Source organism: Arthrobacter sp. Hb9-2 (assembly GCF_059091165.1).
Genome location: NZ_JBNHGJ010000003.1, coordinates 145869 through 158701 on the forward strand (window position 1 = coordinate 145869; position 12833 = coordinate 158701).

The 12833-nt window shown below is 64.9% G+C and carries 11 protein-coding genes; 6 read left to right on the plus strand and 5 right to left on the minus strand.

Features of this window, described 5'->3' with window-relative positions:
- Positions 1–237 precede the first annotated feature (237 nt).
- Together AC5RV1_RS03545 and AC5RV1_RS03550 are read left to right on the plus strand one after the other, a co-directional pair.
- On the plus strand, positions 238–1461 hold the full coding sequence (locus AC5RV1_RS03545; RefSeq protein ID WP_493947704.1) for a serine/threonine-protein kinase: 1224 nt from the start codon (positions 238–240) through the stop codon (positions 1459–1461).
- The gene (locus tag AC5RV1_RS03550; RefSeq protein ID WP_493993549.1) at positions 1458–1985 is read left to right on the plus strand and encodes an FIMAH domain-containing protein; all 528 of its coding nucleotides are present in this window, start codon (positions 1458–1460) and stop codon (positions 1983–1985) included. The genes AC5RV1_RS03545 and AC5RV1_RS03550 overlap by 4 nt, the downstream gene beginning before the upstream one ends.
- 149 nt (positions 1986–2134) lie before the next feature.
- Here AC5RV1_RS03550 and AC5RV1_RS03555 read toward each other — a convergent pair whose 3' ends face one another.
- A complete protein-coding gene (locus AC5RV1_RS03555) occupies positions 2135–4354 on the minus strand; it encodes an NADP-dependent isocitrate dehydrogenase (RefSeq protein WP_493993550.1) in 2220 nt (739 codons plus the stop codon).
- Positions 4355–4682: 328 nt separating this feature from the next.
- Here AC5RV1_RS03555 and AC5RV1_RS03560 point away from each other — a divergent pair, with 328 nt between their 5' ends.
- Together AC5RV1_RS03560 and AC5RV1_RS03565 are read left to right on the plus strand one after the other, a co-directional pair.
- Complete coding sequence (locus AC5RV1_RS03560; RefSeq protein ID WP_493993551.1) at positions 4683–5666, plus strand: trypsin-like serine peptidase; 984 nt, start codon at positions 4683–4685, stop codon at positions 5664–5666.
- Complete coding sequence (locus tag AC5RV1_RS03565) at positions 5650–5829, plus strand: hypothetical protein (protein ID WP_493993552.1); 180 nt, start codon at positions 5650–5652, stop codon at positions 5827–5829. The genes AC5RV1_RS03560 and AC5RV1_RS03565 overlap by 17 nt, the downstream gene beginning before the upstream one ends.
- Before the next feature lie 236 nt (positions 5830–6065).
- Here AC5RV1_RS03565 and purH read toward each other — a convergent pair whose 3' ends face one another.
- The gene (gene purH, locus AC5RV1_RS03570) at positions 6066–7763 is read right to left on the minus strand and encodes a bifunctional phosphoribosylaminoimidazolecarboxamide formyltransferase/IMP cyclohydrolase (protein ID WP_493947510.1); all 1698 of its coding nucleotides are present in this window, start codon (positions 7761–7763) and stop codon (positions 6066–6068) included.
- Positions 7764–7904: 141 nt separating this feature from the next.
- Here purH and AC5RV1_RS03575 point away from each other — a divergent pair, with 141 nt between their 5' ends.
- Positions 7905–9257: an MFS transporter gene (locus tag AC5RV1_RS03575; protein ID WP_493993553.1), complete on the plus strand. Its 1353-nt coding sequence runs from the start codon at positions 7905–7907 to the stop codon at positions 9255–9257.
- A gap of 76 nt (positions 9258–9333) precedes the next feature.
- Here the strand turns inward: AC5RV1_RS03575 and AC5RV1_RS03580 are convergent, their stop codons facing one another.
- Together AC5RV1_RS03580 and purN are read right to left on the minus strand one after the other, a co-directional pair.
- Positions 9334–9852: an endonuclease domain-containing protein gene (locus AC5RV1_RS03580; protein WP_493993554.1), complete on the minus strand. Its 519-nt coding sequence runs from the start codon at positions 9850–9852 to the stop codon at positions 9334–9336.
- A gap of 582 nt (positions 9853–10434) precedes the next feature.
- Entirely contained in the window at positions 10435–11013 is a 579-nt protein-coding gene (gene purN / locus AC5RV1_RS03585) for a phosphoribosylglycinamide formyltransferase (RefSeq protein ID WP_493993555.1), read from the minus strand.
- Between the two features lie 39 nt (positions 11014–11052).
- Here purN and AC5RV1_RS03590 point away from each other — a divergent pair, with 39 nt between their 5' ends.
- Entirely contained in the window at positions 11053–11484 is a 432-nt protein-coding gene (locus tag AC5RV1_RS03590; RefSeq protein ID WP_493993556.1) for a hypothetical protein, read from the plus strand.
- Positions 11485–11521: 37 nt separating this feature from the next.
- Here the strand turns inward: AC5RV1_RS03590 and AC5RV1_RS03595 are convergent, their stop codons facing one another.
- On the minus strand, positions 11522–12832 hold the full coding sequence (locus AC5RV1_RS03595; RefSeq protein ID WP_493993557.1) for a cell division protein PerM: 1311 nt from the start codon (positions 12830–12832) through the stop codon (positions 11522–11524).
- Position 12833 lies beyond the last annotated feature (1 nt).

A 12833-nucleotide genomic window follows, 5' to 3' on the forward strand; every position in this document is an offset into this window, starting at 1 on the left:
AGGCTAAGCGGAAGGAGGACCCCGCAAAACACAAAACGCAACCACACAAATCAACGCAAACATGTCATCAGCACACATGTCCTTGTGGCCGGTGGTCCGGCGGCGAAAAAGTTGCAAGGTTCGCCGCCGGACCGACGGCGTGTCACAGAACGGAAGCCGAGGCCAATCGTCCGTTTACTCCACCGCCCGTATAATTTGTTGTACGACAGTGCCGCAGCGCACCGGGAGGAACGGGTCATGGTGGCGGAATCGCCTAGCTCCATCAAGAATGAAGTGGTCGGCGGACGTTATCGGTTGGGTGAGGTTATTGGCCGCGGTGGAATGTCGTCCGTTTACTGTGCCCGGGACGAGAATCTGGGCCGCGACGTTGCCCTGAAGCTCTTTGCCCCGCAGGCACCGGACGCCGACGAATTGAAGCGGCAGGAAGCGGAGATCCAGCTGCTGGCGACGCTGAACCATCCGGGCCTGGTGACGCTGTTCGACGCCGGGATTGACACCCGCGTCCCCGATGAGCCGAGACCATTCCTCACCATGGAGCTCGTGGACGGGCAGGACCTGCGCACCAGGATCCGGCACAGCCGTGTCCCGCTTGAGGAACTCGCAGTGATTGGTGCAGGTATCGCCGATGCCCTGGCTTATGTTCATGGTCTTGGGATCATCCACCGGGACATCAAGCCGGCGAACATCCTGCTGGTACAGATCCGCCCCGGCGAGCCACTGCGCCCGAAGCTCACGGACTTCGGCATTGCCCGTATCGCGGACTCGACCCGGCTGACGGCTACGGGAACCATGGTTGGTACTGCCGCCTATCTCAGCCCTGAACAGGCCCTGGGCCAGCCCCTGTCTTCGGCTTCAGACATCTACTCCTTTGGCCTTGTACTGCTTGAATGCATCAAGGGCACTATCGAGTACCCCGGCGGCGCTGTGGAATCTGCCGTGGCCCGCCTTCATCGTGCTCCGGAGATTCCAGAGGACCTGCCGTCTGAATGGGCTGACCTGATCCGCTCCATGACGGCCATCGAACCGCTGGAGCGTCCCGCCGCCGCGGACATCGAAACCTCCCTCAGGCAGGCATTGGTTTCGCCGGCGTCAACCCCGGGAGAACTCGTTCCGGAGACCACGAGGGTCCTGCCGGCAATGCCGTTCCACCCGCCTTCCATCACTGCTGAGGAATCGGTGGATGAACTGCGCGAGGCGGCAGGACCAGTGGCTGATGCTTCACCGGTTGCCCCTGAGCACGGGACCAAGGGCCGACCGCCCGGGAAGGAGCGGCCCACAGGGTCCCGGCGCAGGCGCCTTTGGCTGGCAGTGCTTCTCGCGGTGGTGCTGATAGCTGCCGCCACAGCGGCCGTGCTGGCGAGCCTGTCCACCCAGTCCACGCCCGACGTCGTGCCTTACCCAACGGTGACCGGCATCCTTGGCGACCACCTCGAGGAACTCCAAAAGAGCGTGGAGCCGTGAGGTTGACCCTGAGGCACACCCCGAGTGACAGGCAGAAGCGGGTTGTGATCTGGACGGCGGCCGTACTTACGGTCGGGTTGCTGGCTGGCTGCGCTCCCAGCGACCCAGGCCTGCAGCCCGCCACTGCGCGTCAGCTCCAGGCGCGGGTCCTGGAAGTGAGCGAGGCGTCCTCGCGGAATGATCCCGCCACAGCCATGAAAGCCCTCGAAGGTCTTGAAGCGGAGCTGGCCGCGGCACAGGGCAAGGGTCAGATTTCCGAGGAGCGGCGCCAGACCATCACCACCATCGCAGCGGCCGTCCGCGCCGACCTGGAACAAGCTATCGCGGCGGCCGCGAAGGCAGCAGAAGACGCGAAAACCGCAGCGGACCAAGCGCCCGCCGAGACGCCGGCACCATCCACCGGGACGCCGGCACCAGCTCCCGAGCCCGCTCCGGCCCCCGCGCCCGCCTCCGCCTCCGTATCCGAGTCCGGAAATGATGACGATAAGAGGGACAACGAGGGCAAAGGGAAAGGCAAAGACTAAACTCTGGCCATCAACGTACGACGGCGATCGCTTGAGCAGCGAGCGACGCCGACGTTCCAGCCCCCAAGCAAGGAGGCGGCGCCCCAGGAATTACCCCGGGGCGCCGCCTCCTTCGCGTTTGCCTGGCCAGCTGCGGCCGCAGCCCTCCCCTAGCTCAGGGTGGCCAGAACCTTGTTCAGCGTCGCGGACGGGCGCATCACGGCGGAAGCCTTGGCGTCGTCCGGGTTGTAGTAGCCCCCAATGTCCACCGGCGAGCCCTGGACCTCGGCCAGCTCGCCCACAATCGTTTCCTCCTTGGAGGAGAGCTCCCCGGCGATGGAACTGAACGAGGCGGCCAGTTCGGCGTCGTCCGTCTGCTTGGCCAGTTCCTCTGCCCAGTAGCGGGCCAGGAAGTAGTGGCTGCCACGGTTGTCCAGCTCACCGGCACGGCGGCTGGGCGACTTATTTTCCAGCAGGAAGGTGCCGGTGGCCCGGTCCAGGGTATCTGCGAGGACCTGGGCGCGGGCGTTGCCCGTGGTGGTGGCCAGGTGCTCGAAGCTGACGGCCAGGGCCAGGAACTCACCCAGGCTGTCCCAGCGGAGGTGGTTTTCCTTGAGCAGCTGCTGGACGTGCTTCGGGGCGGAACCGCCGGCGCCGGTCTCGAACAGCCCGCCGCCGTTCATCAGCGGAACAACCGAGAGCATCTTGGCGCTGGTGCCCAGCTCCAGGATGGGGAACAGGTCCGTGAGGTAGTCGCGGAGGACGTTGCCGGACACGGAGATGGTGTCCTCGCCCTTGCGAATACGGTCCAGGGTAAAGGCGATGGCCTTCACCGGGGACATGATCCGGATGTCCAGGCCCTCGGTGTCGTGGTCCTTCAGGTACTCGTTGACCTTGGCGATGAGGTTGGCGTCGTGGGCGCGTTCCTCGTCCAGCCAGAACACGGCGGGGGTCTGGGACGCCCGGGCACGGGTCACGGCCAGCTTGACCCAGTCGCGGATGGGCAGGTCCTTGGTCTGGCAGGCACGCCAGATGTCGCCCTCGGATACCTGGTGTTCGATCAGGACGTTGCCGGAGCCGTCCACGATCTGGACGGTGCCGGCTTCCTGGAGTTCGAAGGTCTTGTCGTGGCTGCCGTATTCCTCGGCCGCCTGCGCCATCAGGCCCACGTTCGGCACAGTTCCCATGGTGGTGGGGTCGTAGGCGCCGTTGGCGCGGCAATCATCGATGACCACCTGGTAGATGCCGGCGTAGGAGCTGTCGGGCAGCACAGCCAGGGTGTCAGCTTCCTTGCCGTCCGGGCCCCACATGTGGCCTGAGCTGCGGATCATGGCGGGCATGGACGCATCCACGATGACGTCGCTGGGAACGTTCAGGGTGGTGATGCCCTTGTCCGAGTCCACCATGGCCAGGGCGGGACCCTCGTCGAGGCCCTTCTTGATAAGGTTCTGCACGCCTTCGCGCACGTCCTCCGGCAGGTCTTCGAGGCTGCTCAGGATGGCGGCAAGACCGTTGTTGGGGCTGATGCCGGCGGCGGCGAGCTGCTTGCCGTAGGTCTCGAAGAGCTCCGAGAAGTAGGCCTTGACCACGTGGCCGAAGATGATGGGGTCAGAGACCTTCATCATGGTGGCCTTGAGGTGGGCCGAGAACAGAACGCCTTCTTCCTTGGCGCGGGCAACCTGTGCCTTCAGGAACTCGTCCAGGGCTCCCGCGCGCATCACGGTGCCGTCGATGACCTCGCCGGCCAGCACGGGGAAGGCCTTCTTCAGGACCTTCACGGAGCCGTCCTCGCGGACCAGCTGGATGGCGATGGTGCCCTCTGACTCGATAACAACCGACTTCTCGTTGGAGCGGAAGTCGTCCTGGCCCATGGTGGCGACGTTGGTCTTTGAATCGGCGGTCCAGGCGCCCATGGAGTGCGGGTTCTGGCGTGCGTAGTTCTTAACGGACAGGGGTGCGCGGCGGTCCGAGTTGCCTTCACGCAGGACCGGGTTCACGGCGGAGCCCTTGATCTTGTCGTAGCGGGAGCGGACTGCCGTCTCCTCGTCCGAGGAGGGGTTGTCCGGGTAGTCCGGCAGCGCGTAGCCCTGGCCCTGCAGCTCTGCAATGGCGGCCTTCAGCTGCGGGATGGAGGCACTGATGTTGGGCAGCTTGATGATGTTGGCTTCCGGCGTCTTCGCCAGTTCACCGAGTTCAGCGAGGGCGTCACCGATCTGCTGCTCGGGGGTCAGGTAGTCACCGAAAACGGCGATGATGCGGCCGGCGAGCGAAATGTCGCGGGTCTCCACCTCCACACCTGCTGTCGAGGCGAACGCCTCGATGATTGGCAGGAACGAATAGGTAGCCAGCATCGGCGCTTCGTCGGTGTGGGTGTAGATAATCTTGGACATGCGCGGGCGTCTCCCTGTGGGTCGGCTTGGTTGTGAAAATTCGGTCTATTTCACCATCTACAACTTACCCGAGGACGCCGGTTTGAACCCTACTGAGGCGTCAGGATTACCCTGCCGGTGGGCAGGATTACAGCGATGGAGAACGCTCGACGGCGTCACGCGTGCGGGAGCCGCGCCATGCCGTCGAATTCTCGTGTCAAGGCAGGCGCAGGGCCCTCCCGGGCCGCTACATGATACGTCACTACTATTTACAAACGTGTCATATCCATATACATTCGGGACGTCACTTCCGGCCCTATCCCCGGGGCAACCGTTAGACAGGACAACAATGACACGCACCAGGCCTCTGGCTACCGGTCTTCTGAGCCTCTCAGCCGCAGCCGTTCTGGCACTCACCGCAGCCGGCGGAGTGGCCGCTGCACCGGCCGATTCCGGGGACAAAAAGTACCCGTCTGTAGTCAGTGAAGTCCTGGACGGCACAGGGGTTGCGGAATACTGGACGTCCGAGCGCATGCGCAGTGCCATTCCCGGGGACGTCCTGGCGGACAAGGCCTTGGAGAGGGGCAACCGCGCGAGCGCGCTGCTTGTGGAAAAGGGCAAGAAGAGCGAGGCCAAGGCAGCCAAGGGGAAGCCGATCATCGCCCAAAGCGAAGCCCCCGTCAAGCACGTCGGCAAGGTCTTCTTCACGCTCGGCCGCACCAACTATGTCTGCTCGGGCAACGCCGTCGCCTCCGGCAACGAAAGCACAGTGGCCACAGCCGGGCACTGCCTCAACGAGGGACCCGGCGAATTCGCCACTAACTTCCTTTTCGTGCCAGCCTACGAAAACGGCACCGCCCCCTACGGAGAGTGGACCGCCACATCATTGCACGCACCCACGCAGTGGAGCTCCAAAGGTGACATGGCCTATGACACCGGCTTCGCCGTGATGGGCCCCAATGACAGCGGCCAGACGCTGACCGACGTCGTTGGCGGATCCGGAGTGCTCTTCAACCAGCCGTACGGCCTGAACTACAAGGCGTTTGGCTACCCCGCCGGATCACCGTTCGACGGCCAGACCCTCAAGAGCTGCACCGGAACTGCCGGAAGCGACAAGCGCAATCCCCAGTTTGGTTCGCAGGGTATTCCGTGCGATATGACAGGCGGATCCTCCGGTGGCCCCTGGTTCATCCAGACGAGCACGGATACCGGTGCAACCGGATACCAGAACTCAATCAACAGCTACGGCTATAACAACGGCTCAGCTGTCATGTACGGCCCCTATTGGGGCTCCGTCATCAAGGAGGCCTACGACTTTGCCTCAACACGATGAGGAAACTCCCGCCGGCGGGGATTCCGTCAGCCACAGCGATGTCACTCAGTCCCGCGAGGAGATCCTCGAGTACTGGACACAGCAGCGCATGGCGGAAGCCAGGCCCCGGGAGCTCCGGCTTCCGCAGGAGGGTGCGGACTCCGGCACCACTGACCAGGACTAACGAAGGCTGCAGATAACGACGGCGCCTGTCCCCTAAGCAGGGGACAGGCGCCGTCGTTCGTTTTGCTGGGCCTACACCGGCAGGGTTCCCTGGCAGTGGAGCCGCCCGGCGAGGGCCCCGGCCCGGAGCTTGCGAGGGCTGGGAGCCGATGCGGACTTGCGAGGTTAGGGAGCCGGTGTGGACTTGCGAGGTTAGGGAGCCGGTGTGGACTTGCGAGGTTGGGGAGCCGGCGGGGATTAGTGGAAGAAGTGCCGCGCTCCGGTGAAGTACATGGTGACGCCAGCCGCATTCGCTGCCGCAATGACTTCCTCATCCCGCACGGAACCGCCGGGCTGGACCACCGCGCGGACACCGGCGTCGACCAGGATCTGCAGGCCGTCCGCGAACGGGAAGAAGGCGTCGGAAGCTGCCACTGCACCGCGGGCGCGCTGGGGCGCCCCGCTCGCGTCGGCGTTCGAGGCACCGCCGGGGGCATCGCCCCCACTAGCACCGTCGGACTCCACCTTCACGCCAAGCGTGTTGGCCCGTTCCACCGCCAGCCGGCAGGAATCGAGGCGGTTGACCTGGCCCATGCCAATGCCCACGGCGGCGCCGTCCTGGGCAAGGAGGATGGCGTTGGACTTTGCCGCGCGGCAGGCGGTCCAGGCGAAGGCCAGGTCCGCGAGAGTCTTTTCGTCAGCCGCTTCGCCGGCAGCGAGGGTCCAGTTGGCTGGGTTGTCACCGTCGGCATCAACCTTGTCGCTGACCTGGACCAGGACGCCGCCGGATACCTGGCGGATCTCCGACGGGTAGCGGCCGTAGCCCTCGGGCAGGGCGAGAAGCCGGATGTTTTTCTTTTTGGACAGGATCTCCACGGCCTCAGGTTCGAAGCCCGGGGCGATGACAACTTCAGTGAAGATGTCCTTGACGGTGTTTGCCATGCCCGCGGTCACGGTGCGGTTGGCTGCGATGACGCCGCCAAACGCGGAGACGGGATCGCAGGCGTGGGCCTTGGCATGGGCGTCGGCGATGGGATCGGCGGCGTCCGCGGATCCCACGGCTACGCCGCAGGGGTTGGCGTGCTTGATGATGGCAACGGCAGGTTCGCTGAAGTCGTAGGCGGCGCGAAGGGCGGCGTCCGCGTCCACGAAGTTGTTGTAGCTCATGGCCTTGCCGTGCAGCTGGTCAGCCTGCGCGATGCCGGCCGGAGCGGCCTTGTCCACGTAGAGGGCTGCCTGCTGGTGCGGGTTCTCGCCGTAGCGAAGCACCTCGGAGCGTTCCAGCGAGAGGCCGGCATAGGCGGGCCAGTCGATGACGCCGTCGCCGTCTTCATCCAGGAACTGGCTCGCGGTCCACGTTGCCACGGCGTTGTCGTAGGACGCCGTGTGGGCGAAGGCCTTGGCGGCCAGACGCCGTCGGGTGTTCAGGTCAAAGCCGCCCTCGGCGGCTGCGGTGACCACCTGGCCGTAGAAGGAAGGATCCACCACAATGGCGACGGCGGCATGGTTCTTCGCGGCGGAGCGCACCATGGCGGGGCCACCGATGTCGATCTGTTCGACGACGTCGTCCTGCGCAGCACCGGACTTGACGGTTTCCACGAACGGGTAGAGGTTCACCACCACCAGATCGAAAGGTTCGATCTCCATCTTGGTGAGCGTCTCCATATGCGCCGGGACCCGGCGGTCGGCAAGGATGCCGCCGTGAACCCGCGGGTGCAGGGTCTTGACGCGGCCGTCCAGCATTTCCGGGGAACCGGTGACTTCCTCGACTTCCTGTACAGGGATGCCGGCGGCGGCGATCTTCTTGGCCGTGGAACCGGTGGATACCAGCTTCACTCCTGCTGCATGCAGGCCCTGGGCGAGCTCCTCCAGACCGGTCTTGTCGTACACCGAGATCAGGGCCCGGCGGATGGGAACACGGTCAATGGTTACGCGCTCATGCTGCGTGAAGCTCACAAATGTCTCCGTCTTATGTCGCGGAACAGTGCCGCGGTTGGTGGGGATAGGGCCAGTTTATCGCGAAGTGCAGGTGGCCCCCGGTGCAGGCGGAAGTGTGAAGGTCAGCGGGCCCGGCTAGAGTTCTTTCAGGAGGCTGCGATGAATACTTACACCACTGTGCCGAGCGGCGAGCAGGTGGTCCAGGAACTGCCCTGGCGATGGAAAGTCCAGGGCAGGATCTTTTTGATCGGCGGCCTTGGTTTTATGTTTGATGCCTGGGACGTGACCCTGAACGGCATACTCATTCCGCTGCTGTCCACGCACTGGGCCCTTACCCCGGGTGAAGTAGCCTGGGTGGGCACGTCAAACCTCATCGGGATGGCCCTTGGCGCTTTTATCTGGGGCACCATTGCGGACACCATCGGACGCAAGAAAGCGTTCACGGCCACGCTGCTGATCTTCTCCCTCTTCACCGTGCTCGGGGCCTTCTCCCCCGACTTCATCTGGTTCTGTGTGTTCCGGTTTATGGCGGGCTTCGGCCTGGGCGGCTGTATCCCCGTGGATTACGCCCTGGTAGGTGAGTTCACTCCCCGCAAGCAGCGCGGCAGGGTTCTCACCGCGATGGATGGCTGGTGGCCGGTGGGGGCAGCCCTGGCAGGTTTCGTGTCCGCCGGGCTGGTGGCCGTGTACGGAGACTGGCGGCTGACCATGCTGGTGATGGTCTTGCCGGCGCTGCTGGTGTTCTGGGTCCGCCGGAGCGTCCCGGAGTCCCCGCTGTTCCTGATCCGCAAGGGCCGGCGCGAGGAAGCGGCCAAAGTCATTGATGGCCTGGTGGCAGCAACGGGGGCGGAAGCCCGCGCCTACAGCCTGCCCGACGCGAAGGAAGTGCCTCGCCTGTCCGCCGGCAGCGCCTGGCATCAGCTGCGCCTGGTATGGCAGTTCAACTGGAAGATCACGGCCGCGGCCTGGTCCCTGTTCTTCTCGATCCTGCTGGTCTACTACCTGTCCCTGACCTGGATGCCGCGGATCCTGATTGGTGCCGGCTTTGCCGAGTACAAGGCGTTTCTCACCACGGCGGCCATGGCCGCTGTTGGCCTGCTGGGCGTGATCGTGGCGGCGCTGCTGGTGGAGCGCGTGGGCCGCAAATGGATCCTCGCCATTACGGGTCCGCTGTCCGCGCTGACCCTGGTGATCGTGGCGTTTGTGGTGGATATCCCCACGGCCGCGGTGTTCTGGCTGCTGGTGTTCGGCTTGGTGGTCCAGGTGGCCATCCCCGTGCTCTACACGTATGTCTCCGAGCTGTACCCGACGGAGTTGCGCGGAACCGGCTTCGGGTGGGCGTCCACGTTCTCCCGCCTCGGTGCAGGCTTCGGGCCGCTGATCTTCGCGAACTACTTCTGGCCCGAGCTGGGCTTGGCAACGTCCTTCGCCCTGGCTGGCGGGCTGGTGCTGATCGCCGTGCTGTGGATGGCGTTCTTCTCCCCGGAAACCAAGCAGCGCCGCCTCGAGTAGCCCCTCCCCCACCCACCTTCCCAACTGGGTAGCGCTAAGTGTCGTTTTCAACCCTCGTTACGACACTTAGCGCTACCTAATTTTCCTTGCCGGGTAACCAGCCCCGGATCAGGAGCGCTGAACGGACCTTGGCCACCGCCGGCCGGGCATCCCTCTCCATGTGCCGCTTTGAAATCCTCACGACGAACCAGCCGGCACGGGTGAAGTCCTCTTCACGGGCAATATCGCGGACTATCTGCACCGCCTCGGAGTGGCCCTCGCCGTCGTACTCCACCGCCACCTTCTGTTCCGGATAGCTCAAGTCAGGCTGGCGAACGACGCCGGCACCCAGCTCGGTGGGCACGTTTAGCCAAGGTTCGGGCAGGCCCGCGCCCTCCAGTGCCAGCCGCAGCCTGGTTTCAGGGGCGGAATCCGATCCCACCCGCGCCCGGTCGAGGGCAACCCGGGCCTTCCTGATCCCGGGCGTCCCCTTGTGCCGGTCGAGCATGTCGTCGAGATCCTCCCGCGTTGCATGGGGTTCTGACCTGCCCTCGAAGTCCGGCCTTGGAACGCGAAGCAAGTGGTCGGCGACCACAGTCAGCTCTTCGATGCTCATCTTGCGGGAGCAGTCCAGCCAAGTCCTCACCCGCGAAGTGACCAGCAGCCCGGCATGATTTACGATCTCGTCAGTGAAAAACTGCCCGCGATGTCCCTTCACACCGGGCCGACGCATAATGGCAACGGTGTCAGCTCGCGAGATGTGCAGCAGTGGCTCATCACTGCCCGGGAGGAAGCCCGGAAACTCCCACAGGAGAAAGGCCGAGGCGTGCGAAGCGGCCGCAAACCCAGTGACCAAAGTGTAGGGACGGATACGCGAGGCGAGGTGTGATGCCTCGCTGACATCCGGCACCCGGATTCCCCGGCTTGGCCAGAGCAAGCCATGGTGACGCAGACGTCGTCGGCTGATGCCGGCCTCGACCGCTTCCTGGAACGTGAATGGCAAAGATGCCAGAGGGTCAGGCAGTTGGCTTGGAACCTTCATTCGCCCATCGTGGCAGGCGTGGCGGAATGCCGCAGACGTTATCCAGAGCCTTGCCCGCCCATGCCCAACTAGGTAGCGCTAAGTGTCGTTATGAGGGCTGAAAACGACACTTAGCGCTACCTAGTTGGGTGGGGATGGATGGCAGGCGGGAACTGGTTAGGCGTGTGTGGGGTGGGTGGCGGCGAGCGTGGCCAGGGTGGACACCAGGAGCCGGCGCTCCACCACCTTGATGCGCTCGTGGAGGGTTTCCTCGGTGTCGGACTCCTCGATGGCGACGGCCTCCTGGGCGATGATGGGCCCGGTGTCCACGCCGGCGTCGGCCCAGTGCACGGTGCAGCCGGTGACCTTCACGCCGTACGCCATCGCGTCCCGCACGCCGTGGGCGCCCGGGAAGGCCGGGAGCAGTGCAGGATGGGTGTTGAGGTATTTGCCGTTGAAGGCGTCAATAAACTCAGGGCTGACAATCCGCATGAAACCGGAGGAGACCACCACATCCGGTTCGAATGCCGCCACGGCCTCGGTCAGCGCAGCATTCCACTCTGCCCGGTCCGGGTAGGCCTTGAAGTCGACCACAAACGTGGGAATCCCTGCTGCTGCGGACCGTTCCACCCCGAAGGTACCCGGCCGGTCGGCACCCACTGCGGCGATTTCAACGTCCAGTTCCCCTGCTTGAACCGCGTCTATAACTGCCTGAAGATTGGACCCGGTTCCGGAAACGAGGACTACGATGCGCATGGCACAAGCTTATGGGCAGGCTCGCGTAGGCTGGAAAACATGAACAGCACACCGGAACCGGCGGGGCGGCAGCGCACAAGACAGCCGCTCAACGAGGCAGCAAAGGCCTCGCTCGGCAAAACCCACACCCTGTTCCGGATCTTCGTGGTGACGGTGCTGGGCGCCTTCTTCGTCTACCAGCTGGACGTCAGCTACCTCTGGCTTACCGGAGTCCTGACAGCCGCCAGCATCGCCCTCGGTGTGGTGTTGCTGGTCCGGGCCGCCCGGCTGAAGGAGTCCCGCCTTGTCCTTATCGGCACCATTTCGGGGCTGGTGGTGTCAGCGATCATGGTGCTGCTGATCCTGGTCACAGCACTGTTCTTCGACGAGGTGCGCGAGTACCAGGCGTGTGTTGGCCGGGCGCTGACGGACCAGGCACAGTCGGCATGCCGGGTGCAGCTGGAAGGATCGCTGCCCTCACAGCTCCCCTAAGGGCCGGCCCCTCCCCTGCAGGCGGCAGCGCCCAAAACTACCGGACCAGTTCGGCGTCGGCTTCCTTTGCCGCCTGCTCCCGTTCCAGCCATGGCCCCGCTGCGTAGCCAATCACGACGCCGGCGCCCACCTCCGCCGCCACCCAGACTCCCGTCCAGAACGGGTCGGGACCGATGTCCGTGAGGCGCCCGATTCCTGCCGAGCCCCGTGCCAGCCAGGCCAGACCGGCGGTCAGGAGCCCTGCAGCCAGCCCACACAGCACGCCCAGCACCAGCGTCGAAACGGTAGCTGTGAACCAGCGTGCGCGGACCTTGATGGCAAGCCACTCGTCGAAATGGTTTTCCCCTTCGCGGAGGAACCACCAGCCCGCCAGCACCCCGGCTAGAACCGGAACGATCAGGGCAACGAAGGCGTAATCCAGGGGTCCGGACGGGATGGCAGCCAGCACCGGAATGGAAGGCAGCGGGCCGACAGCAGTGCCGAGCGGGCCCGCGTGGGAACCGAGGCCCAGCGCGAAGCCGGAGCCGGATGACCAAGCCAACGCAAAGACGACCAGGTTGGGCAGGAAGCCCAGTTGCCCAACGGTGAGGGCGGCACCTCCCACTGCACCGGCGTCGAGCGCTTCATAAACCGCAACCACCAGGTTCCAGTGGATGAACAGGTCTACAGCCAGCAGCAACGCGGCCAGCGCCAGTGCTGACAGCACCGCCACAAAACCGGCTGTCGCGGCGGAGGCGAGGTAGGACCCTGCCCAGCGCGAATGCTGGCTCGTGCGGGAAATCCAGTCCACGGCGTCGACGCCGATCAGCCGGCTCCAGGACCCTGCCTCACGGCGGACGCCGATCACCATGCCGAGGGCATAGGGAATGAGCGGGACGAACATCGCGTGCCAGGGATTAATGGCGACGTCGGGCGTGCGGCAGATGAAGCCTGTTGCAGCTCCGAAGGCGGAATACACCAGCCAGGAACCGAGGAGTGCTTGCCACAGCTGGTCCGTGTAGGAGGCCCGGGCCAGCCGGCGCCCGGCGCGCCAGGCGAGCAGGAACGGGATCATGGTCAAGCCAAGCGGAAAGAGCGTGAGCAGCCCGGAGCCGGAGTTGGCGGCGTCGGGCCCGACAGCAATGAGTTCCAGTGGCACCCCGTGGACCAGCAGCCAGGACTGCCCGGCCAGGCGGGCAAGAAAATCAACGGCACCGTCCTGGAACCCGGCCGTAGCCCAGACCGCAACTATCGGAGCAAGCACCACCAGTGCCGAGATGATGGCTGCCTGGGCCGTTTCGAGGGCACCCTGCAGCCACAAGGGCATGGGAAGGCCACGGTCTCCGGTCTGATCAGCGCGCAGTTTCATC

Excerpts from the sequence above, each read along its gene's own strand:
- AC5RV1_RS03575 (WP_493993553.1), top strand. The coding sequence starts at position 7,905 with ATGAATACTTACACCACTGTGCCGAGCGGCGAGCAGGTGGTCCAGGAA.
- AC5RV1_RS03595 (WP_493993557.1), bottom strand. The coding sequence starts at position 12,832 with ATGAAACTGCGCGCTGATCAGACCGGAGACCGTGGCCTTCCCATGCCC.
- AC5RV1_RS03555 (WP_493993550.1), bottom strand. The coding sequence starts at position 4,354 with ATGTCCAAGATTATCTACACCCACACCGACGAAGCGCCGATGCTGGCT.
- AC5RV1_RS03590 (WP_493993556.1), top strand. The coding sequence starts at position 11,053 with ATGAACAGCACACCGGAACCGGCGGGGCGGCAGCGCACAAGACAGCCG.
- AC5RV1_RS03545 (WP_493947704.1), top strand. The coding sequence starts at position 238 with ATGGTGGCGGAATCGCCTAGCTCCATCAAGAATGAAGTGGTCGGCGGA.
- AC5RV1_RS03580 (WP_493993554.1), bottom strand. The coding sequence starts at position 9,852 with ATGAGCATCGAAGAGCTGACTGTGGTCGCCGACCACTTGCTTCGCGTT.
- purN (WP_493993555.1), bottom strand. The coding sequence starts at position 11,013 with ATGCGCATCGTAGTCCTCGTTTCCGGAACCGGGTCCAATCTTCAGGCA.
- AC5RV1_RS03560 (WP_493993551.1), top strand. The coding sequence starts at position 4,683 with ATGACACGCACCAGGCCTCTGGCTACCGGTCTTCTGAGCCTCTCAGCC.